The following is a 21883-nucleotide window of genomic DNA, read 5'->3' as shown; positions in this document are numbered from 1 at the left end:
AAAAAGAAATATAACAGTAACAATCTATCAAAGGAGTACATATGAAGAACCCTTATGTGTTTGGCTTTTTACCATTAATAACAATTCTATTATTCAGTTTGTCATTTGCGCTTTTTACGATGAATAAAGTAATAGAGCTTTTTAAAGTAATTGGTGTATATAGTGGAATGAGAGAATTTCTTTCAGATGTAGAACTAAAACTATTTTTATTAATTATATTGGCATTAATCTACTTTATGGTTTTTTCTGCATTGAAATTAATTGCTGAGACAATACATGAAATAGGTATGTTATTCTTCTCGAAGGATTATGAAGGAAAAACGATGGCACAGGCTCGTGGCGGCTTTGTTATCTTTTTTGTAGGGTCTATTATTTCAGCAGTTGGATTTCAATCGATTCAACTATTGCTTATAATCTTTTTGATAACTACGTTTATCTATTTTGTTTATGTTGTATATAAATTAAGCAGTTCGATGAGTCTTGTCGGTACTTTAGGATTAGTAATGTTTGAAATCATCGTCTGGAGTCTTTTTCTAGCACTAGTTATTTATATAGTTATTAAATTGTACAATGGGATTGTTGCAAGTCTTCCATTTCTATAGATGGAAGCTTTCCACCAGACGGCTCGAATGAACGAAACCCCCCAGATGATTTAGATTTAGGGGTATTAGAATTGTAAAAAATATTTTTTTATTAAAATTCTCTTTTTTGTGCTACTGCTAACAGGGAAGATTAGTCCCAAAATTTTGAATGGAGTTGTCTAATGAAGAGGTTAGTAATTATGACGGTCGGAAAGACGCATAGTGGAAAAACGACTTTTGCCAGAGCATTAGAAAAAGAGCTTGAGAACTCAGTTGTAATTGATCAGGATAATCATGCTGAGTTCCTTCATACTTATTACCAATCTTTATTACCTAAGCAGGGGAGTAACACGATAAAATATGCAATTACAAAAACGATTGTCCATCATGCAGTACATGAGACCAATTGTCATGTTATTCTTTGCAATTCAAATCGTAATCGTGGAGGACGATTGAGACTAATAGATTATTATCAAAACAAAGGATTTACTTGTATCCTCGTAAATTTTGAAATTCCGGATTATATTTTGAAAGAGAGAATTACGAATAGTAAGCGTAGTACGTCGATTTTAAGAGTTGCTTCTACTTTTGACGAAGTACTCTCTAGGCAACTGGAAGAGACGGATACAGGTGAAATAGTAGCACCGAGTGAAGAAGAAGCTGATTATTTATTTGTTATAAAGGATTCAGATGATATACAGTCTGTTATTCAAAAAATAATAGAAACTGTTTAATAAAGAAGCTACAGAGCCAATACTAGAAAAGAAAAGCTGGTCGTGACGTTAATCACGACCAGCATTTTTAAAAAATCATTCGGTAACACCCTGTTTTTCTCAGTTCATTATTTTATTAAATATTTTATGGTGAATCTTTTTAGCTTCTATTAGTTTCATATTGTGCGGCATATCATAGCCAATCCACACTGCTGCTGTGTATTTATCAGTCAGTCCCGTAACCCAGTAATCATAATAGTCATTCGTCGTGCCTGTTTTAGCCCCGACATAAGTGGAGTTAACATTTACCCCTTTTCCGGTTCCGTTTACTACAACATCCGCTAACAAATCTCTCATTATAGTAACAGTTTTAGGAGACCATACTTCCTTCTTTTCTTCTTTCCACTCATAAAGAATTTCACCATGCTTATTGGTAACTTTTCGAATAGCATGAGTAGGCTTGTACATTCCATCTATAAAACCTGTATAAGCATCCGCCATCTCAAGTACGGTTACCCCATTTGTTAAACCACCAAGAGCAGCAGGGAAAGTATGATCTTCCACTTCCAAATGTTCAAATCGGAATTGTTCTAATTTCGCAAATGCCTCTTCAATCCCAACATTTTGTAATAATCTCACTGCAGGAGTGTTATGACTAAAACGAAAAGCTTGTTTAAGTGTAACGTCACCGTATACAGCTCCTCGATAATTTTGAGGACAATAATGTGAGATACATAATTTTCCTCCATTGATCTTATTGTTAGGAGTTAAAGAAGTCATTTCAAAAACTGGACCATATACTAGTAAGGGTTTTAAAGCAGAACCAGGTTGTCGAACTGCTTGATTTGCCCGATTAAAATCAAATTTACGATAATCCTTTCCGCCAAACATGCTGACAATTTCTCTTGTCTCATTATTAATCACTACAGAAGCAGCTTGTAAATCTTTTGTATTGTCTAAAAGTTTATCAATATAAACAACATCTTCCTTTTGTTTCTGCGGATCCAAAGCAGTATGAATGGTTAGTCCCTGGGAAATTACTTCATTCACACGGGTTTGTAATTCATTTTTGAAAAACATTGCCTGCTGCTCATTAGAAGCAGATTCGATTTTCTCTTGAAATCCTTCGCTAGAACTTATTAATGATTTTAGCTCGTCAAATACATATGTGCTATAAACAGGGTATAATTGAGTTTTTGTTTTTGTTTGAAGAACGATTCGCTCATTTTTTAATGTATTTCCATGCTCGGATGAAATTTTATCGTTTTTCACCAAAATATCAATTAACAATTCTTGCCTCTTTTTCGTTGCTTCAAAATTTTCCAATGGATTATATAGGGACGGGTTATTTGGAATAGCGCTTATAAAGACTTGCTGGGCTTCCGTTAACTCACTTAATGGTTTTCCAAAATAATAGGTTGCTGCAGCTCCAATACCATAAACCTGATTGCTGAAGTAAATTTCGTTTAAATAGTTTTCTAGTATTTCTTCTTTATTTGATTGTTTTTCCATCTCGTAAGCATAGACCAGTTCGGTCACTTTCCGTTCATATGTTTTTTCCGTTGATAAGTAACGAAGTCTCACTAATTGCTGAGTGATTGTACTTGCACCCTGGTCACTTGCATTGGCTGCTGCATTAGCAAAAACAGCACGGAAAATCGCACTAAAATTAAAGCCAATATGACTATAAAACTCTGCATCCTCGCTTTGTATAAGTACTTCTTGTACGAAAAGAGGGATAGAATCTAGAGCTAATGGATCTCGCCACTCCACGTAATTTTCCGAGAAAATGCGATTATCTTTGTCTAAAAGAACAATTGGCGATGTAATAACAGGTGTATTAAGTGGGATAGCCTCTTTCAAATCCTCTTTAAATTCTGAGGCTACTAAAATCTCACTATGGATAAATGAATATAAAATCCATATGAGTGGAAAGCAAAGAAAAACGAACATATATCCTATTGCTTGACGCATGAGTTTGTTGCACTCCAATTCTTTTTTTCTAATAAAAAGAATAGCACACTTTCGGCGTGGAAAGTGTGCTATCTTCATGATAATTTTGCATGCATTTCTTCTTCTATTAATACATCCTCAAAATCTATCCGAGGTTTCTTTCTAGCAAAGTATATAATCACAAACGCGATTAAGAATAATGTCGCTGTAACGAAAAAGACGGATGATATACCGATAAATCCACTTATAAAGCCGCCAAACATTGGCCCGATAATATTGCCTAAAAAGCGGAAGCTTGTGTTATAACCCATAAGTTCTCCTTGAACCTCTATCGGAGCCTCTCTACGTATTAAAGCAGTCGTAATAGGTATTAGCCCACCTGAGGCAATGCCAAATAAGAAACGTAGAATTACGAGTTGCCAAAGGTCTGTTACGAATGCTTGTGGAACGATAAATATGAAAGCAAGAATTAGAAGGAAGGATAATATTCTTTCATATCCATGTGAATCTCCGAGCTTACCCCAAATCCTAGCAAACAAGAGACTTCCGACTCCTGTCGCACTAAAGGTTATACCCGCAAGAAGTGCAACTTCTTTAGAATTTGTTAATTGAGAAACATATAAGGACAAAAGTGGCTGAATACTAAACAAACCAATTTGTATCAATGATGTAATCATAAGAACATTTAAAATTAAACGGTGATGAAAAATACTAGATATCACTGTTTTTCTTGAATATTCATGATCGCCAGCTTTTTTCTCTTTGCGAATTTCATGAATACCAAAGAGCACCATTAAAGCAGCAATTGAAACTGCTGTTGCTGTAATTATGAATGTATATTGGAAACCGAACGTATCTGCTAGAAATCCACCGATAATTGGACCGAATAATGTCCCGGAAACACTGCCCATCTGTAGAGTTCCCATTGTCTTACCAGCAATATTCTTTGGAGTTTGAGAGCTTATAAAGGCTAAAGAGGTAGGGATAAATCCAGTAACAATTCCCATAAATAAACGAAGGACAAAGAAGGCTTCTACAGAATTGACAAACCCCATTAGCAAAACACTAATCGCAATCCCAAATCCGTTAATGATTAAAATTGGTTTATATCCATATTTATCTGCGATTCTTCCCCAAATTGGTGACATTAGAAATGCGGATACAAATGTAGCACCAAATACAAGTCCTGACCACTTTTGAACATATGCTTCAGAGAAATCACCCATCGTATTTATATATAAAGACAAGAATGGCATGATCATCGTCATTGTGGCAGATACTAGAAAGTTAGAAAACCACATGATCGTAAAATTCCGTTTTTGTACGCTCACTGAAATCCCTTCTTTCTATAGTTACATAACCTTTTAATAATCATTATAGAACATTTAGTGTGTCGAAGAAAGTTAGATACTTTGTCACTGAAATAGGAGTAGTAGTTATGGTAAACTAATTTGGGGTGATTAATTCGTGAAAAAGATATGGTTAATACTTGGTATAGCAACAACGATTCTCTTTTTAAGTGCCTGTGGATCAAAAGATTCTAGTGCACCTAAAGAAGAAGTTGAAAAAGAAGAAACTAATGTAAGTACAGAGACTAAACAAGAAGGAGAGATAACTATGTATCCACAACTTTCTAAAGAAGTTGCTTCCAATGAAGCCTTAGTTACGATGAATACATCAATGGGACCAATTAAGATTAAGTTATTCCCTGAACTAGCACCAAAAACAGTGGAGAACTTCTTAACACATGCAGAAAATGGATATTATGATGGGCTGATTTTCCACCGAGTTATTCAAGACTTCATGATTCAAGGTGGAGATCCAACTGGTACAGGTATGGGTGGAGAAAGTATTTACGGGGCGGAATTTGAGGATGAGTTTTCTATGAATCTCTTTAACTTAAGAGGAGCTCTTTCCATGGCAAATGCAGGACCAAATACAAATGGTAGTCAATTTTTCATCGTTCAAGCTACTGAGCCTCCAGCAACAGCACAGCAAATGATCGATGGTGGATGGCCAAAAGAAATTGCAGAAGCTTATGCTGAAATGGGCGGTACACCGCATCTTGATCAAAAGCATACAGTATTTGGACAAGTGATCGAAGGTTTAGAAATAGTGGACCAAATGGCAGCAGTAGAAACTGGGGCTAACGACAAACCAGTTGTAGATATTACAATAGATTCTATCGAAATTGTTCAGAAATAATTAGAGGAGTGTATATATGTTTTCGTTTTTACAACTAGCTTTTTTGTATTTTCCAGAAGACAAGTCGGAATATATACCTGTCGTAATCGAATTAGCTGTTTTAATAATTGTTTGTATATTCGTCTTTAGATGGTTACAGAAAAAGTCTAAAAAAGATGCAGAAAAAGCAAAAGTATTAGAAGATAAAATTATGCAAGCCAAAAAAGATAAACTTAATAGATAAAAGATGAAAACCCTAAAAAGACCTTTCTTGTTGGAGGGACTTTTTAGGGTTTTCGTGTAAGTATGGTAGTAAAGTGGTCCTTATATATTTGGGGATAATAACCTATTCCAACTAAAGCGACTAATATTCCAACTAAACTCTTCAAAATTCCAACTAAATAGGAAACCTGAAAGTAAATCAACTAAAGATGACTACTTTATACGTAACTTTTGATGAAAGCTCCGTTTTAGCTCAAAAATAAAAAGTGGAGAATATGACATCAGTCATAAATCTCCACTTTATTGTTTCTAACGATATCTATTGAAGTGATTTAACGAAACGTGCCACTCCATCCTCCACAGTAGAGAGTGGACAGGCAACATTCATGCGCAGAAATCCTTCTCCGCCTTGACCATACTTAGAACCAGGTTCCAGAGCAAGTTTACCTACAGTTAGAAGTCTATCCATTATCTCTTCTTCGGAAAGACCTGTCCCACGATAATCTATCCAAACTAAATAGGTGCCCTCAGGTTTGGAAACTTTTATGCCCTCAATTTTCGATAGATGCTCCACAACATAGTCCATATTCAAAGACAATACGGCTAACAGTTCCTCTAGCCAAGGGGTGCCTTGTTCGTAAGCGGTTTGAAGTGCTGTAAGTGAAAATACATTCAAGCCCATGTATCCACGAATCATCGCGAGATTCTCTATCACTTGTCGTTTTTTATCATCTGGAACGATCATAGCTGCAGCTTGGATTCCTGCAAGATTAAATGTTTTTGTTGGAGCCATAAGTGTAATGATGTTATTTGGAACATTAGCTACACTTAGCATAGGAATATGTTTATTTGGCTCAAAAATTAAATCTGAATGAATTTCATCGGATAACACTAACACATTATATTGCTGACAGAGTGTAGCCATTTTCGTTAAGTCGTCCTTGCTCCATACTTTTCCACCTGGATTATGTGGATTGCATAAGATGAAAACTTTAACATCCTTACTCAAACATTCTTCAAATGATTCCCAGTCAACTACATAAGAATTGTCTTTCTCTATTAACTGACTAGTAACTACTTGTCTGTCTAAATTTTTTGGTACACTCATAAATGGTGGATACACGGGAGTGTGTATAAGCACTTTGTCCCCAACCTCCGTAAAAGCTTCAATCACTTCAACTATTCCTGGTATTACTCCTTGGCGAAACATAATCCACTCATTTTTTATCATTAGCTGATGTTTATCTGCGACCCAGTTTTTAAGTGCTGACTTTGTTTCTTCTGGTGTAATTCCATAACCGAAAACAGGATGTTCCAATCGTTTTTGTAATGCATCAATAATAACGGACGGGATGGCAAAATCCATATCTGCTACCCACATAGGCAGTATCTCCGAAGCATCAGGAATTGAATATATTTCTTCTAACATATCCCATTTTGCAGAATATGTATTTCGTCGATTAAAAACAGTAGAAAAAATTGACATAATAATTTCCCCTTTCAATTTATATTTATTATGTTATTATAACCCTATCTAATAAATCTAGATAGGTGAAGGTAAAAATGGACACAATTGAAATGAATAGAAAAGCAGTTTGGACATTGCAACAATGGGATCCTTTTCATATTGGAGAACATGCCTATGAAACAGAAACGGCAGATGTAGTCGCATATTTGCAAAACATAGATCATCCATCTGAATTGGCGAAAAAAATTCAGGAAATTTATGAGCATTCTTTTGAAGAATGGATTCCTTTAGAAAAATGTATGGATATTTCTTATAAGCTAATCGCGCTAAAATACGAAATGAAATGTATTATATAAATGAAAAAAAGCTTTCGGTTTAGATGCCGAAAGCTTTTTCTTATTATTACGCTTCTTGTATGCCGTCTAATAAATTAGAAGCTGGAACTTCCAACGCATTGGATAATTTCAAGATTGTTTGTACGGATGGAGTTTCTTTTCCTGACTCATAAGCTTCAAGCTTTCCTGTACCAATTCTTGTTTTTAATGCCAAAGTTTCTAATGTTATACTACGTTCTTCTCTTAATTGACGTAATTGTACATGTAAATCTTTTTTCATAATTCCATCCACCCCTGTCTTAATTATTATTATATTATAACACAATTTATTTTAGTACCCTTGATAATAATGTCAGAAAAAGTACAATTATTACATTAAAAGTTTCATGACACCTTGGACCAAAACGATTATTATTGCCATCGGTGCTGCAAAACGTATGATGATATACCAAGAATTTAAAAGGAAATTATTCACATTAAGATCATGGATGAGCATAGATTTTGAAAAATGAAAGCCCGCAAATACGGATATAAATAATGCTCCTAACGGTAGACCGATACTACTAGTTAGGAAATCGGCAAAGTCAAAAACAGACATACCTAACAAGCGAACATCTGAAAGTATGCCAAAGGACAAAGCACTAGGAATTCCTAATAAGAATATAAGAAATCCATATACCCAGGCAGCCCTTTTCCTTCTATCATATTTAGTTTTAATGCCAATTGATACAACTATTTCTAACATACTGATTGAGGAGGTAAGTGTTGCAAACAAAAGTAGAATAAAAAATAATATCAGGAAAAATTGACTGAACATAATTTGGTCAAATACGGCAGGGATAATGATAAAAGCTAATCCAGGTCCTGCATCGGGTGAAAAACCTAATGCAAAAACAGCTGGGAAAATTACGAGTCCTGCCATAATGGATATTCCAATGTTCAGTAAAGACACACTTAGTGCAGAAGTACTTATGTTTGTTTCTTTTGGCAAATAGGACGCATACGTAATCATGCCAGAAACACCTACACTTAAAGAAAAGAAAGCCTGTCCTAAAGCAAGTAAAGCTGTTTCCCATGTAAAATAGAACCAATTCGGAACCAATAAAAACTTGATCCCTTCAAAAGCACCGTCTAGTGTTAGGGAGCGAATAGCTAATATGACAAAGAATATTAGCAATAGCGGCATCATCCACTTACTTGCTTTCTCAATTCCTCCTTTAATCCCACCCGATACAATCCAAATCGTTAGCAGTATGAAGGTTGCTTGAGCAATTACTACCTCCCAGGGATTGGAAATTACTGTATTAAATAAATCATTAAAGAATGTTTCTTGACTCCCACTTAAGCTAAATGTAATGGAACGGAACAAATACGATAAAATCCACCCGCCGACAACACTATAGAAGGATAATATGATAAAAGAAAAGACAAAACCGGTACATCCGATTAAAAACCATGGTCTCCCCGGTGCGAGTTTTTTAAAGCTTGTTACTGCATCTGCTTGACCTTTTCAATGATAAATTCAGCAAGTAGTATTGGTAGACCAATAAGTAGCGTACAGAGAATAAACAAGATTACAAAAACACTTCCTCCATTAGTTCCTGCTATATATGGGAATTTCCAGATTGCGCCTAGGCCAATTGCACTTCCAGCTGCTGCTAATATTAATCCGATTTTAGAACTAAAATGTTCTCGGTTCGACACGATAACCCCTCCGTTTTATAGGACAGTCTTATTCTATACGGGGATTTAAAGAAAATGCAGGGAAATGTGAAACAATTTAAAATAATCTTTCGTATCATTATTAGAGCAACAGAGAGAGAGGGAGGACTATGGTAGAGCTTGAGTTAATTGAGCGAGCACAACAGGGGGACAAAGCTGCATATACAGAACTAATACACATACATCATCGGACAGTTGAAAAATTTGCGTTCCAGTGTGGCGTTCGGGTCAATGATATTCCAGATGTCACTCAAGAAGTATTTGTAAAGCTTTATCGATTTTTACATCAATTTCAGCGAGAACGATTTACGACGTGGTTATATAAAATCACTTTAAATACTGCAAGAGATTATTACAGAAAAGAAACAAAAGAAAAAGTGAAGGAACAGAAGTTAAATTTTGAAGGTGGATTAAATTATACGACCAAATCAGCAGAAGACCGAGTTTTAATATTTGAAGAAGACCGAGAACTCCATAATGCCATTCAGACACTCGATGAAAAATATCGTCATCCTATAGTAATGTTTTACTTCCATGAATTATCATACGAACAAATTGCTGAAGTATTAAATGTTCCGTTATCGACGATTAAAATCCGTTTAATGAGAGCAAAAGCATTATTAAAATCAGCATTGCAAATGAATGGAGGAGTTAAACATGGACGATAAACAATTAGAAGAACGCTTAAACCTTTTAAAATCATCCTATGATCGTTTACCTTCATCTGTAGATACTGATGAAATTTTAAGGAAGATAGAAGATGAAAATAGGATGGCTCCAATTGAAAGGAAAGATAAAGGATTCAAGTGGCAAAAAATTACTGTGTGGGCAGTTAGTATAGCTAGTGTGTTTATCATTGGGATTTTGGGAACAACTTTTCTACATGATATTAACGAAGGGACCACAAATGATCAAACATATAGTGAAGATGATATAAAGAAATTGGAAACACAATATGAAAGGGAACGGTTAAAACGTCAACAGATGCTCCAATTGGATAAAGAACAATTTGCGACCTTGGAATTTGTTCAATATGCAGACACTATTTTCGCTGCACAAATAAGTCCTGGGACTTTGGAGGGGAAAAATGACGACTTATCTATAAAAGACGGATACCAATTTGCTATGGAAAGATTAAAGTTGCCGTCTGAAATGGTTGAAGAAACGATTAACAAAGGAAAACTCGATGAAGGTCAAAGTATCAGTTTTATACACGAATTTATAGCTAAGTCAGAGCATTTAATTAATTTTTATGAATCTCTGCTATATGATCACGATGCACTGGTCCAATCTGCGAAACACGATGGAAAACTTAGTGAGCATATTCTCATTGCAAATCGTTATAATATGCCGGAAGAAATACAGAGCATGATTGAAGTGTTACCTAAGCAGGGATTAAAATTGACTGTTAATGCAGATGGAACGGCATTTCAGGTTGTACCTGATTGGGCCTTATTTACAAGAGATCTCTTTACTGTTCTAGATGAAAATGAGTCACGCTATTTGTCACTTTATAGTTCGATTCCTGGTTATGGAATAGCTAATTTGCTAGAGGAACAAGATTTTTCTGTCCTAGGCTACTATTTAGGAGAAATAGAATTTACACTATTAAATACAATGCAAGATACAGGTATGCATTTCCGATTTGAAAATTATTACTTTGATCTTGCAGAGACTATTCTTTTTCCTTCAGATATAAACGAAATGTTCAATGAAAACAATGAAATAAATACGGACACACGTATGGTTTGGGAATCGCTAGTTAATATCCCAGGTGTATCTCCAATTGCTACATTGATGAAGCCTGTTGTTGCATCTATGAATGCGAGTGATTGGAAATACAACGAAACTTATAAATTATTAGACATAGAGCAACTTAGAGATTATTACATTATGGCTTTAGAAGGTTCGCTTGAAACAACAAAATTAGATTGGTTTTCAATATTACCGGATGGAGAAGAGAGAAGTTTAGAAACTCCCTATGCTTTGTATGGTGTACATGAATTATATAAAGAATTTAACCGAAACTTCGATCCATTAGTACTTCATGGAGTTGGTCCGATAGAAACCATTCTCTTATATTATTATGCAGACGGTGAAAATAACCGTGAAGTAATGTGGGAGTTGATGAGTAGTGCATTTAAAAAAGAGCATGATAAAAAAGATTTCATAGATAATCCGACTCTACAGAATATTATACGAGAAGGCTCTAAAAATCTTTACTTTAATAAAGACCATTTAATCCAAGACGAAAAATATTTAAAGACTTATATCGGGCAAGAGAAAGGAAATCAAGTTAGCTACGATTTACTTCTCTATCTAGAAAGTGATGATATTTGGAGAATCCATGGGGTAGAGGATTACTTTGTAAGTAATCCAACTCTAGTGGACGAAAATTTTGTCCAACAAGTCCATGGATTATATAAATTATTCGCTGGAACGCATGATCAAACTATATTAAAAGAGGCTACACCTGAGGAAATTGTAGGGTTGTATTATTACTCAAACCAGCTTAAGGACTATGAAACACAGTATGCATTGTATATTAAAGACGAAGAGTGGATACAGATACCAAAAGAAGAATACATGAGCGCGCCACACCTGAATATAGACGATATTAAGTCTGAATTTACAAAAATGGAATTTGAAGAAACCTCTAAGGGGGAAGGATACGTAAAGCTTACAAGAAATCCCGATTCGCGTAATTTTGGAGATGAAAAGGTAATTGGTTTTCAGCTCATTAAAACTGAAAACGGATGGAGACCACCGTTTATGCCAACTCAGTGATTTTTGCCGTCATACTTCCTCCTATGTTATAATTTAACATGACTATAACGTATATAAGAAAGTAGGAAGGGATTATGACTCAAAAATACAAGGTGGGAGATGTTGTCACGGGTAAAGTTACAGGGATTCAGCCATACGGTGCCTTTGTAGGCTTAGATGAGCAAACACAGGGCCTCGTGCATATTTCGGAAATCACATACGGCTATGTAAAAGAAGTGGAAGAATTTTTAACTGTAGGGCAAAAGGTAGAGGTGAAAATTCTAGAGATTGACGATGAGGCTGGGAAAATTAGCTTATCGATGAGAGAGCTCCAAGAAAAACCAACACTACCTAAACGTGATGATAGACCTCGGAAATCACTTCAAGATCGTGTAGATGAACATGACGAAGAAGGGTTTAATACATTAAAAGAAAAATTAGCCGACTGGATTAAAAAATCGGCACTATAAAAAGGAGTTCTACAGTAAAGAAAGTCACTGTAGAACTCCTTTTTTCTTGTAGTAAATTTTGCGGTTTTTAATAGAATACAATTATTGCTGGTTTCGGTCTGGAGCAGAAATCAACGTTGATCGGATTTCACTATTTAATATGCTTAAATGAGATCTATAGTTTTTATTTCTTCATCTTACGTATTCTGTATTGTAAATTTTGCCTGCTCATACCTAGTGCTTCAGCAGCTTTTGTAATATTGCCGTCGAATTTATCTAACGCTTTTTGTAAATAATATTTCTCTGCAGAACGCAAATATTCATCAAGTGGAAGCAATTCTTTATCGGAAGTAATGACAAAATCCTCTGCTTTCCTAGAAGTCTCATTAAAATCCTGAACTTTAAGCTTGAAGTGTAAAGGCAGCATATCAAACTTTAGTACTTGCTCCGTTGTAACCATTGAGCTAATTTCATCCAGTAGTAATTCCAATTCTTTAAGATTACCAGGCCATTCATACATCAAAAAAGCTTGGATTACATCCTCATCAATCTCCTGAATGGTGGATCCATAGCGATTTAAATAACGATTAAAGTAATCATTCATAAAAGGAAGGATATCCTCCGTGCGTTTCCGTAAAGGTGGAATACTTATTGTTACCTGTGCAAAATAGTAATATAGCTCTTTACTCAACTTGTTCGAAGATATTAAATCTACCGGATCTTCACCAATACTTGCAATATATAAATTTTGTCCTGCTTCATTTGCAGAAAGAATTTGCAAGAGTTCATTTTGCAATTCAAGGGATAATAAATCAATTCTTTCACAAAATATTGTACAGTACGACATATCAGAAAGCTCTTTTTTAAATTTACTGATTAAAAAACTATCTGAGCTATGGCAATAGAGTGAGATAAACTGTTTATTTACGGGCGAAAGCTGATTGTGAATACCTTCAGCTATTAAATCCTTGCCAGTACCAGCTTCTCCCACTAAAAGTACAGGTAGACGTACATGCGCAGCCTTGATCGAGCGTTCTAGTACTTCCTGCATTTCCATCGACACTGCTGTAATGCTAGAAAGGGTGATTGCTTCATTGTAACGCTTTAAAGGCTGATAAATTAGACGTTCTAAAGCGGTAATATCACGAGAAAATTCAACTGCCCCTACAAGTTTTTCATCTTGCAGTATAGGGTAAGTATCATTAATAGTAGTTATTTCTTGTCCATTTCGATTCCAGTACGTCTGTTTAGCACGTAAAACTGGTTCTCCGCTATGTAATACTTTAAGTAATGTACTTTCTTGTTGTTCAAATTGGAAAAGTTCAAAGATAGATCGGTCGACAACGTCTGTTAAATTTAGACCTTCAATTTCTTTCATTTTTTCGTTATAAATAATGGTTTTACCAGATAGGTCAATAGCGTGAATTCCTACTGCTACATGCTCTGCTGCAAATTTATAAAAGGGTAGAAAATCTTTTATTTGTTCGTCCAAGTTGCTCACCTCAAAAAAATATTTCACATTTTAGAATTTTTTACTTGAAAAACGCAACAATCTTTTGCATTATTATATATGTAAACTAAAAGAAACTGCAAATATTTTTTGCACACCACTTAAAGGAGGATATACATTTGATACCTTATAAACACGAACCATTCACAGATTTTTCGAAAGAGGAAAATAAAAAAGCCATTCAAGAAGGATACAAAGTAGTAGACGCATACCTAGGAAATGATTTCCCATTAATAGTTGGTGGAGAACGTATTACTACAGAAGCTAAAATAAAATCTTATAATCCAGCAAAAAAAGAAGAATTAGTTGGTGCTGTTTCTAAAGCAACACAAGAAATTGCTTCTAAAGCGATGGATATTGCTGATGAAACATTCAAAACTTGGAAAAAAGTAAAACCGGAAGTTCGTGCAGACGTACTTTTCAAAGCTGCTGCAATTATACGTCGTCGTAAATTCGAGTTCACTGCTCTATTATCAAGAGAAGCAGGAAAAACTTGGGTTGAGGCTGACGTTGAAGTGGCTGAAGGAATTGACTTCTTAGAATATTATGGTCGTGAAATGTTACGTATTAAAGATGGAGCACCTGTAGAAAGTCGTCCTGGTGAATATAACCAATATAATTATATTCCACTAGGTGTTGCTGTTGTTATTTCACCTTGGAACTTCCCATTTGCAATTATGGCTGGTACTACAGTTGCAGCTATGGTTGCAGGTAATACTGTATTATTGAAACCAGCTTCTACAACTCCAGTCGTTTCTTATAAATTTGTAGAGGTATTAGAAGAAGCGGGTATGCTTCCAGGAGTAGTTAACTTCATTCCAGGTTCTGGAGCTGAAATAGGTGACTTCATGGTTGAACACCCACGTACTCGTCTAATTAGTTTCACAGGCTCACGTGATGTTGGTCTAGGAATCGTAGAAAAATCTTCTAAATTAGCTCCAGGGCAAATTTGGATTAAACGTTCTATTCTTGAGATGGGTGGTAAAGATACAATTGTAGTTGATAAAGAAGCTGATTTAGAATTAGCTGCTCAATCAATTGTGAAATCTGCATTTGGTTTCAGTGGTCAAAAATGTTCTGCATGTTCACGTGCAGTAATCGTTGAAGACGTTTATGAAACAGTGTTAAATCGCGTTGAAGAGTTAACAAACGCTCTAACAGTAGGTATTCCTGATAATGATGAGCATTTCGTTGGTCCAGTAATTGATGGAGCTTCATTTAAAAAAATCATGGATTATATCGAAATTGGTAAAGAAGAAGGTCGTCTAGTTACAGGTGGTACTGGTGACGATTCTAAAGGATACTTCATCCAACCGACTGTAATTGCAGACTTATCACCTACAGCACGTATTATGCAAGAAGAAATCTTTGGACCAGTTGTTGGTATTACGAAAGCAAAAGATTTCGACGAAGCATTAGATATTGCAAATAATACTGAATATGGATTAACTGGTGCGGTAATTACAAATAACCGTTTAAATCTAGAAAAAGCACGTGAAGATTTCCACGTTGGTAACTTATATTTCAATCGTGGATGTACTGGTGCGATAGTTGGATACCAACCATTCGGTGGATTTAATATGTCTGGTACAGATTCAAAAGCTGGTGGACCAGATTACGTTCAACTTCATATGCAAGCAAAAACAACATCTGAAATGCTTTAATATTTTCAAGGCAGACTTAGTTTAAAGTCTGCCTTCACTTTAAATAAAAGGGGTAATGCATGTATGACTATTTCATCACAAGTGATTGAACAAACGAATAAATTTGGTGCTAACAACTATAACCCACTTCCAATAGTAGTATCAGAAGCTGAAGGAGTATGGGTAAAGGATCCTGAAGGCAACAAATACATGGATATGCTGTCCGCATATTCTGCAGTAAACCAAGGACACCGCCATCCGAAAATTATTCAAGCATTAAAGGACCAAGCGGATCGTGTTACATTAACTTCTCGTGCATTTCACAATGACCAATTGGGGCCGTGGTATGAAAAAGTTAGTGAATTAACAGGAAAAGACATGGTATTGCCGATGAATACTGGTGCTGAAGCTGTGGAAACTGCATTTAAAGCAGCTCGTAGATGGGCTTATGATGTAAAAGGCGTAGAAGCAGATCAAGCAGAAATTATTGCTTGTAATGGAAACTTCCACGGTCGCACAATGGGTGCGGTTTCACTTTCATCTGATCCTGAATACAAACGTGGATTTGGACCGATGCTACCAGGTATTAAATTAATACCATACGGTGATTTAGAAGCACTAAAAGCTGCAATTACACCTAACACTGCAGCATTTTTAATCGAACCAATCCAAGGAGAAGCTGGAATTATTATTCCACCAGCTGGTTTCATGAAAGCTGCTCTAGAATTATGTCGTGAAAATAATGTATTGTTTATCGCTGATGAAATACAAGCTGGACTATGTCGTACAGGTAAAATGTTTGCATGTGAATGGGAAGAAGTAGAACCAGACATGTACATTTTAGGAAAAGCATTAGGTGGAGGAGTATTCCCGATTTCATGTATCGTTGCAAACAAAGAAATTCTAAACGTATTTAACCCAGGTTCTCACGGTTCTACATTTGGTGGTAACCCGATGGCATGTGCTGTTTCTTTAGCTGCATTAGACGTTCTAGTAGATGAAAAATTAGCTGAAAGCTCATTGGAATTAGGTAATTATTTCATGGAAGCGCTGAAAGATATTAAACATCCTTCTATTAAAGAGATTCGTGGTCGTGGATTATTTATCGGTATGGAACTGACAGAAGAAGCTCGTCCTTATTGTGAAGAATTAAAGGAATTAGGATTATTATGTAAAGAAACACATGATACTGTAATTCGTTTTGCTCCTCCTCTAATCATTTCAAAAGAAGAATTAGATTGGGCGATCGAAAGAATTCAAAAAGTATTCACTAAATAATAATTCATAAAGAAATATCAACAATAATATGTTACAATGATTCCGAAGAAATATTAAAACTAAAGAGGCGAAAAAATAAAATGGCTGAAAATTTAAACCTGTTCACTTCAACTCAGGCTGTTATTAAAGAGGCTCTGAATAAACTTGGTTATGACGAAGCAATGTATGACTTATTGAAAGAACCACTACGTATGTTAGAAGTTCGTATTCCAGTACGTATGGATGATAACACAGTGAAAGTTTTCACTGGTTACCGTTCACAGCATAATGACGCTGTTGGTCCTACAAAAGGGGGAGTTCGTTTCCATCCAGGTGTAACACCAGATGAAATGAAAGCTCTTTCTATGTGGATGACTTTAAAAGCGGGTATTGTTGACCTTCCTTATGGTGGAGGTAAAGGTGGAGTTATTTGTGATCCACGTGAAATGTCAATGGGAGAGATCGAACGTCTAAGCCGTGGGTATGTACGTGCTGTTGGGCAAATCGTAGGACCAACAAAAGACATTCCAGCTCCAGACGTATTTACGAATGCTCAAATCATGGCATGGATGATGGATGAATACAGTCGTATGGACCAATTCAACTCTCCAGGTTTCATCACAGGGAAACCGCTTGTACTTGGTGGTTCACAAGGACGCGACCGAGCAACAGCTCAAGGTGTTACGATTATTATTAACGAAGCAGCTAAAAAACGTGATATTGATATGCAAGGTGCACGTGTTGTTATCCAAGGATTTGGTAATGCAGGAAGCTTCCTAGCTAAGTTTTTAAGTGATCAAGGTGCAAAAGTTATTGCTATTTCTGATGCTTACGGAGCTCTACACGATCCAAACGGATTAGATATTGACTATCTATTAGATCGTCGTGATAGCTTTGGTACAGTAACGACTCTATTTGAAAACACTATTTCTAACCAAGAGCTATTAGAATTAGAATGTGATATTTTAGTTCCAGCAGCTATCGAAAACCAAATTACAGCTGAAAACGCTCATAATATTAGAGCTACTATCGTAGTAGAAGCTGCAAATGGACCAACTACAACAGAAGGTACTAAAATCCTTTATGATAGAGGAATTCTATTAGTTCCTGACGTTTTAGCAAGTGCTGGTGGAGTAACTGTTTCTTACTTTGAGTGGGTACAAAATAACCAAGGTTATTACTGGACTGAGGAAGAAGTAGATGAAAAACTAGTGAAGAAAATGGTAGATGCATTTGAAAATATTTACGAAGTTGCAACAACTCGTAATATTGATATGCGCCTTGCTGCTTATATGGTCGGAGTACGTAAGACTGCTGAAGCATCACGTTTCCGTGGTTGGGTGTAATTAATAGTAAGTTGAACCACTTGTATTTTACAAGTGGTTTTTCTATTATTAAGAAAGTATGAGTAAGGAAAGAGGAGGATGTTGTATGAATGCTTTTTCGTTTTATAACCCAGTGAAATTGATATTTGGTAAAGATCAAATAAGCAAACTTAAAGGGGAGTTAGCTCCTTACGGTAAAAAAGTTCTTGTAGTATATGGTGGAGGAAGTATCAAGAAAAACGGCTTGTACGATACGGTTATGACCGAATTGAAAGATGCAGAAATGGAAGTTTTTGAACTAGCTGGTGTAGAACCTAATCCAAGACTTTCAACGGCTAAAAGAGGAGCAGAAATCTGTAAAAAAGAAGGAATTGACCTAATACTTGCAGTCGGTGGAGGTTCAGTAATAGATTGTACTAAACTTATTGCTGCCGCAGCAAAATATGACGGTGATCCTTGGGATTTTGTTACGCGCAAAGCTGTTCCACAAGAAGCACTGCCATTTGGAACTATATTAACTTTGGCAGCAACTGGCTCTGAGATGAATTCTGGATCTGTTATTACTAATGAAGAAACGCTTGAAAAATATGGCTGGGGAAGTCCTTTAGTTTTTCCGAAATTCTCTATATTAGATCCAGTGAACACATTTACAGTCCCTCTAGATCAAACAGTTTATGGAATAGTGGATATGATGTCCCATATGTTTGAGCAATACTACAACAATGCGACAAACACACCAGTCCAAGACCAATTAATAGAAGGAACTCTACGTACAGTCATAGAAGTTGGTCCAAAACTGATTAAGGATTTAACAAATTATGAGCATCGTGAAACGATTCTATTTGCTGGTACGTTAGGATTAAATGGATTCCTACAAATGGGTTATAACGGCGATTGGGCAAGTCATAATTTAGAACATGCAATTTCAGCAGTATATGACATTCCGCACGGGGGAGGACTAGCTATCGTTTTCCCAAGATGGATGCGTCATAATGTAAAAGTAAATCCACAGCGTTTTGCTAAGCTTGCGACTAACGTATTTAAAGTGGACGCTGAGGGTAAATCAGCAGAAGAGGTTGCTTACGAAGGAATTAACCGCTTAGAGGAATTTTGGAAGTCATTAAGTGCTCCGTCCAAATTAGGGGATTATAATATAGATGAAAGCAAAATCGACCTTATGGTAGAAAAAGCTATGGTCTATGGAGATTACGGTAATTTCAATAAGCTAAATGCAGAGGATACAAAATCTATACTTACTGCTTGTTTGTAACAATATGAATCCAAAAACCCCCATGACGGAGTTCGTCATGGGGGTTTTTAATGAATTTTAAAGATTTTATAAAACTCTAGTTACGTGTTTTTAGGACAGTACGTTGATCCTTATGTTGCGTCCACGTTCTAATACCATCATCTTCATCAAATGAGATGGTAATATCTGTTACACCTTGCTGACTTAAAATTAGTTCTTTAATATTGTCTCTAATATCGTCCACCTCAGCAAATGTATATTGAGGATCGATCTCTATAATTATTTCTACATGTAAATATTCGCCTTCTTTTATAACCTCTAGCTTTTGAATATCCTTTACATGCTGATTTTCAGACACTAAATGTGCGATGTGTACAAGCATTTGTTCATCCGTTTCCCCAAGTGCTCCTCGAGCGTTATCCAGGAATACTTTTCCTACTACATAGAACATCATAATACCGATCATAATAGAAGCGATACCCTCTGCTTGTAAAAAACCAGTGAAATGAGAAATTAAAACAGCAACAAAGGCTAATATACCTCCCGATGTTGCAACTAAATCCTCCATAAAAACGAGTTTTGTAGCAGGTTTTGCCCTACCCAAGTTAGCAAAACTTGTTGTTAGAGGAGAAAGCATAGTACCCTTAATGCCTACTTCGTGTAAAATTTCTTTTCCTGCCTTATACAAAACAACAAATTCTAAAATAATGGCAATAGCTAGTACGCTAAGGGTTATTGCTACACCAGAAGATTCCGTTGGATGTTGAATATGATGCCAACCTTCTATAATAGTCTCATAAGATAAAATACCAACAATAATTACTGCGCCTAAACAAACGAGGTTTACAAGACGCCCAAAGCCATTTGGAAATCTTGGTGTGGGTGCTTTTTTAGATAACGATGAACCGATGTAAACAAAGAATTGGTTTGCGGCATCTCCGATTGAGTGCATCATTTCTGCGAACATCGCTACGTTTCCTGTAAAGAAAAATGCTCCACCCTTTAATAATGCTATTACCGTATTTACAATAGCAGCTAATAAAGAAGGTTTGTTACCGTTTTTTAACAAATTTAATAAGTCTCCCATATAACTACTCCTTTTATATAGATTCTACATCTACCGACTCGATGAATTTTTGTTTTTTTATAATAGCGTAAAAATCGACTATATTTTTTTTCGTAATAATAGATAATCTCATTTCAATTTCGTGTTTAACTATATTATTGTCTAAAATGATGTCTTTAATGCGAATACTTTCTATATAAACACCACTTCCCTGTAAAAAGTCATATACCTTGGCGATGCTTTCTGGATTTCCTACCAAAACGGTAAGTGATAATTCCTTAGATCTTAATCGTTTTGGTCCTATTCTAGTTAGCAGTGGAGGAATTACTTCAATTCCCACTATTACAATAATTACGCTTAAAGCAGATTCAAGATAAAACCCTGCACCAACAGCTATTCCAATTCCACCTGCTCCCCAAATCATAGCCGCGGTTGTTAATCCAGTGATATTATCATTTCCTTTGCGTAATATAACACCCGCTCCGAGAAAGCCTATCCCACTTACTATTTGTGCTGCTAAACGTAAAGGGTCCATCGTGATGTTTATAGCATCATTGTGGACAGCTTTATAAGCAGCTTCTATGGATATGTAGGTTAAAAGACAGCTGAATGTGGCTATCACTATACTTGTCTTCAATCCAATAGGTTTCTTCTTTAGTTCCCGTTCTATACCTATTATTAAACTTAATAATGCTGCAAAAATTAATTTAAATATAATTTCACTGTAATCACTAAAATAGGTTAACCATTCCATCAAAAATTCCTCCTCCATTTCTTTTATCTGGTGATGGGCTTTTTTATATGATCTACTATATTGCCCTTATTTATGGAATAGCATAGGCTGGTAGTTTTGTTTCTATTATTATAAGGACAGAGGTAGTTAAAATAAAGCTCTGTTGTTTTATTCTTATTGTAGAGTGAACTACTTATTTTAGAACCACTCTTAATATAGATGGATAGGATTCTATTACTCAAACTTATATTTTATAACTTGAACAGAATCTATTTTTTTAAGATGGGGAGTGACCAATGTTTTGATTGAGTAAAGTAAATCCTTTATAGAATGAGGTAAGAAACTCAATATTTTAATATATATTTAAGTTTTTTTATAAAAGGGGTTGCTTTTATGTTTTAAACGATGTATATTAATACTTGTCCTTCGGAACGAGATACAAACAACTTGAAAAACTTCAAAAAAATGTTTGACATCAAATCCGAAATAAGTTATATTAATAAAGTCGCCAAAACGACTTGAACAACATGAACATTGAAAACTGAACATGCAAAACGTTAAGAAATATAGCTTGAAAGATTAACTTGATTAATCTGATAGCAAAACAATTTGGACATCATTTAATGATGATGCCAGCAAAACAAAATGAGCTTTTTAAGTTCTCTATTATGGAGAGTTTGATCCTGGCTCAGGACGAACGCTGGCGG

At 35.5% G+C, this 21883-nt stretch carries 19 protein-coding genes and 1 pseudogene; 12 read left to right on the top strand and 8 right to left on the bottom strand.

The features are described from left to right. Positions 1-41 precede the first annotated feature (41 nt). Positions 42-602 (top strand): DUF5366 family protein, encoded by a 561-nt coding sequence (locus tag BLR36_RS14915; RefSeq protein WP_093062541.1) that lies wholly within the window; start codon positions 42-44, stop codon positions 600-602. 161 nt (positions 603-763) lie between these two features. Beyond that, entirely contained in the window at positions 764-1315 is a 552-nt protein-coding gene (locus tag BLR36_RS14910; protein WP_093062540.1) for an AAA family ATPase, read from the top strand. A gap of 99 nt (positions 1316-1414) precedes the next feature. Here the strand turns inward: BLR36_RS14910 and BLR36_RS14905 are convergent, their stop codons facing one another. Together BLR36_RS14905 and BLR36_RS14900 are read right to left on the bottom strand one after the other, a co-directional pair. Beyond that, entirely contained in the window at positions 1415-3268 is a 1854-nt protein-coding gene (locus BLR36_RS14905; protein WP_093062539.1) for a transglycosylase domain-containing protein, read from the bottom strand. Positions 3269-3342: 74 nt separating this feature from the next. Beyond that, positions 3343-4578, bottom strand: coding sequence for an MFS transporter (locus BLR36_RS14900; RefSeq protein ID WP_093062538.1), 1236 nt, complete (start codon positions 4576-4578; stop codon positions 3343-3345). 280 nt (positions 4579-4858) lie between these two features. Between BLR36_RS14900 and BLR36_RS14895 the strand changes: the two genes are divergently transcribed. Continuing rightward, complete coding sequence (locus tag BLR36_RS14895; RefSeq protein ID WP_093062698.1) at positions 4859-5452, top strand: peptidylprolyl isomerase; 594 nt, start codon at positions 4859-4861, stop codon at positions 5450-5452. A 16-nt stretch (positions 5453-5468) separates the two neighbouring features. Beyond that, positions 5469-5675, top strand: a complete 207-nt coding sequence (locus BLR36_RS14890) for a hypothetical protein (protein ID WP_093062537.1) — start codon at positions 5469-5471, stop codon at positions 5673-5675. A gap of 297 nt (positions 5676-5972) precedes the next feature. On the opposite strand, the gene BLR36_RS14885 is transcribed toward BLR36_RS14890, so the two are convergent. Continuing rightward, entirely contained in the window at positions 5973-7139 is a 1167-nt protein-coding gene (locus BLR36_RS14885; protein ID WP_093062536.1) for a MalY/PatB family protein, read from the bottom strand. 77 nt (positions 7140-7216) lie between these two features. On the opposite strand from BLR36_RS14885, the gene BLR36_RS14880 reads away from it, so the two are divergent. After that, positions 7217-7477: a DUF1871 family protein gene (locus BLR36_RS14880; protein ID WP_093062535.1), complete on the top strand. Its 261-nt coding sequence runs from the start codon at positions 7217-7219 to the stop codon at positions 7475-7477. Between the two features lie 46 nt (positions 7478-7523). Here BLR36_RS14880 and BLR36_RS14875 read toward each other — a convergent pair whose 3' ends face one another. After that, a complete protein-coding gene (locus BLR36_RS14875) occupies positions 7524-7736 on the bottom strand; it encodes a helix-turn-helix domain-containing protein (RefSeq protein ID WP_093062534.1) in 213 nt (70 codons plus the stop codon). A 90-nt stretch (positions 7737-7826) separates the two neighbouring features. Then, positions 7827-9160 (bottom strand): annotated as a pseudogene (locus BLR36_RS14870) (sodium-dependent transporter). A gap of 128 nt (positions 9161-9288) precedes the next feature. On the opposite strand from BLR36_RS14870, the gene BLR36_RS14865 reads away from it, so the two are divergent. The 3 genes from BLR36_RS14865 (at position 9289) to yugI (ending at position 12414) form a co-directional block, all read left to right on the top strand. Beyond that, positions 9289-9846 (top strand): RNA polymerase sigma factor, encoded by a 558-nt coding sequence (locus BLR36_RS14865; RefSeq protein WP_093062533.1) that lies wholly within the window; start codon positions 9289-9291, stop codon positions 9844-9846. Continuing rightward, a complete protein-coding gene (locus BLR36_RS14860; RefSeq protein ID WP_093062532.1) occupies positions 9836-11965 on the top strand; it encodes a hypothetical protein in 2130 nt (709 codons plus the stop codon). Before BLR36_RS14865 ends, BLR36_RS14860 begins: the two co-directional genes overlap by 11 nt. 74 nt (positions 11966-12039) lie before the next feature. Then, positions 12040-12414 (top strand): S1 domain-containing post-transcriptional regulator GSP13, encoded by a 375-nt coding sequence (gene yugI / locus BLR36_RS14855; protein WP_093062531.1) that lies wholly within the window; start codon positions 12040-12042, stop codon positions 12412-12414. A gap of 163 nt (positions 12415-12577) precedes the next feature. On the opposite strand, the gene BLR36_RS14850 is transcribed toward yugI, so the two are convergent. Next, on the bottom strand, positions 12578-13885 hold the full coding sequence (locus BLR36_RS14850; RefSeq protein ID WP_093062530.1) for an AAA-type ATPase lid domain-containing protein: 1308 nt from the start codon (positions 13883-13885) through the stop codon (positions 12578-12580). Between the two features lie 137 nt (positions 13886-14022). Here BLR36_RS14850 and pruA point away from each other — a divergent pair, with 137 nt between their 5' ends. From pruA to BLR36_RS14830, 4 genes are all read left to right on the top strand, one after another. Then, on the top strand, positions 14023-15567 hold the full coding sequence (gene pruA / locus BLR36_RS14845; RefSeq protein WP_093062529.1) for an L-glutamate gamma-semialdehyde dehydrogenase: 1545 nt from the start codon (positions 14023-14025) through the stop codon (positions 15565-15567). 63 nt (positions 15568-15630) lie between these two features. Next, positions 15631-16824 carry an ornithine--oxo-acid transaminase gene (locus BLR36_RS14840; protein ID WP_093062528.1) on the top strand — a complete coding sequence of 398 codons (1194 nt, stop codon included), beginning with the start codon at positions 15631-15633 and terminating at the stop codon, positions 16822-16824. Between the two features lie 80 nt (positions 16825-16904). After that, complete coding sequence (locus BLR36_RS14835; RefSeq protein ID WP_093062527.1) at positions 16905-18149, top strand: Glu/Leu/Phe/Val family dehydrogenase; 1245 nt, start codon at positions 16905-16907, stop codon at positions 18147-18149. Between the two features lie 85 nt (positions 18150-18234). After that, positions 18235-19398, top strand: a complete 1164-nt coding sequence (locus BLR36_RS14830; RefSeq protein ID WP_093062526.1) for an iron-containing alcohol dehydrogenase — start codon at positions 18235-18237, stop codon at positions 19396-19398. A 76-nt stretch (positions 19399-19474) separates the two neighbouring features. On the opposite strand, the gene BLR36_RS14825 is transcribed toward BLR36_RS14830, so the two are convergent. Next, positions 19475-20464, bottom strand: coding sequence for a cation diffusion facilitator family transporter (locus BLR36_RS14825; protein WP_093062525.1), 990 nt, complete (start codon positions 20462-20464; stop codon positions 19475-19477). A 13-nt stretch (positions 20465-20477) separates the two neighbouring features. Continuing rightward, positions 20478-21197, bottom strand: a complete 720-nt coding sequence (locus tag BLR36_RS14820; protein ID WP_093062524.1) for an MgtC/SapB family protein — start codon at positions 21195-21197, stop codon at positions 20478-20480. Between the last annotated feature and the right edge of the window lie 686 nt (positions 21198-21883).

It is taken from the genome of Psychrobacillus sp. OK028 (assembly GCF_900103605.1).
Classification (GTDB): Bacteria; Bacillota; Bacilli; order Bacillales_A; family Planococcaceae; genus Psychrobacillus.
Note: the sequence above shows the minus strand (reverse complement) of the source record. Positions and strands in the feature narration are given on the sequence as shown.

What these genes read in the sequence shown, in the direction of transcription:
- BLR36_RS14830 (WP_093062526.1), top strand. Translation starts at nt 18,235, where the DNA reads ATGAATGCTTTTTCGTTTTATAACCCAGTGAAATTGATATTTGGTAAA.
- BLR36_RS14875 (WP_093062534.1), bottom strand. Translation starts at nt 7,736, where the DNA reads ATGAAAAAAGATTTACATGTACAATTACGTCAATTAAGAGAAGAACGT.
- BLR36_RS14915 (WP_093062541.1), top strand. Translation starts at nt 42, where the DNA reads ATGAAGAACCCTTATGTGTTTGGCTTTTTACCATTAATAACAATTCTA.
- BLR36_RS14905 (WP_093062539.1), bottom strand. Translation starts at nt 3,268, where the DNA reads ATGCGTCAAGCAATAGGATATATGTTCGTTTTTCTTTGCTTTCCACTC.
- BLR36_RS14840 (WP_093062528.1), top strand. Translation starts at nt 15,631, where the DNA reads ATGACTATTTCATCACAAGTGATTGAACAAACGAATAAATTTGGTGCT.
- BLR36_RS14835 (WP_093062527.1), top strand. Translation starts at nt 16,905, where the DNA reads ATGGCTGAAAATTTAAACCTGTTCACTTCAACTCAGGCTGTTATTAAA.
- BLR36_RS14865 (WP_093062533.1), top strand. Translation starts at nt 9,289, where the DNA reads ATGGTAGAGCTTGAGTTAATTGAGCGAGCACAACAGGGGGACAAAGCT.
- BLR36_RS14860 (WP_093062532.1), top strand. Translation starts at nt 9,836, where the DNA reads ATGGACGATAAACAATTAGAAGAACGCTTAAACCTTTTAAAATCATCC.
- BLR36_RS14880 (WP_093062535.1), top strand. Translation starts at nt 7,217, where the DNA reads ATGGACACAATTGAAATGAATAGAAAAGCAGTTTGGACATTGCAACAA.
- BLR36_RS14910 (WP_093062540.1), top strand. Translation starts at nt 764, where the DNA reads ATGAAGAGGTTAGTAATTATGACGGTCGGAAAGACGCATAGTGGAAAA.
- BLR36_RS14820 (WP_093062524.1), bottom strand. Translation starts at nt 21,197, where the DNA reads ATGGAATGGTTAACCTATTTTAGTGATTACAGTGAAATTATATTTAAA.
- BLR36_RS14825 (WP_093062525.1), bottom strand. Translation starts at nt 20,464, where the DNA reads ATGGGAGACTTATTAAATTTGTTAAAAAACGGTAACAAACCTTCTTTA.
- BLR36_RS14890 (WP_093062537.1), top strand. Translation starts at nt 5,469, where the DNA reads ATGTTTTCGTTTTTACAACTAGCTTTTTTGTATTTTCCAGAAGACAAG.
- BLR36_RS14885 (WP_093062536.1), bottom strand. Translation starts at nt 7,139, where the DNA reads ATGTCAATTTTTTCTACTGTTTTTAATCGACGAAATACATATTCTGCA.
- yugI (WP_093062531.1), top strand. Translation starts at nt 12,040, where the DNA reads ATGACTCAAAAATACAAGGTGGGAGATGTTGTCACGGGTAAAGTTACA.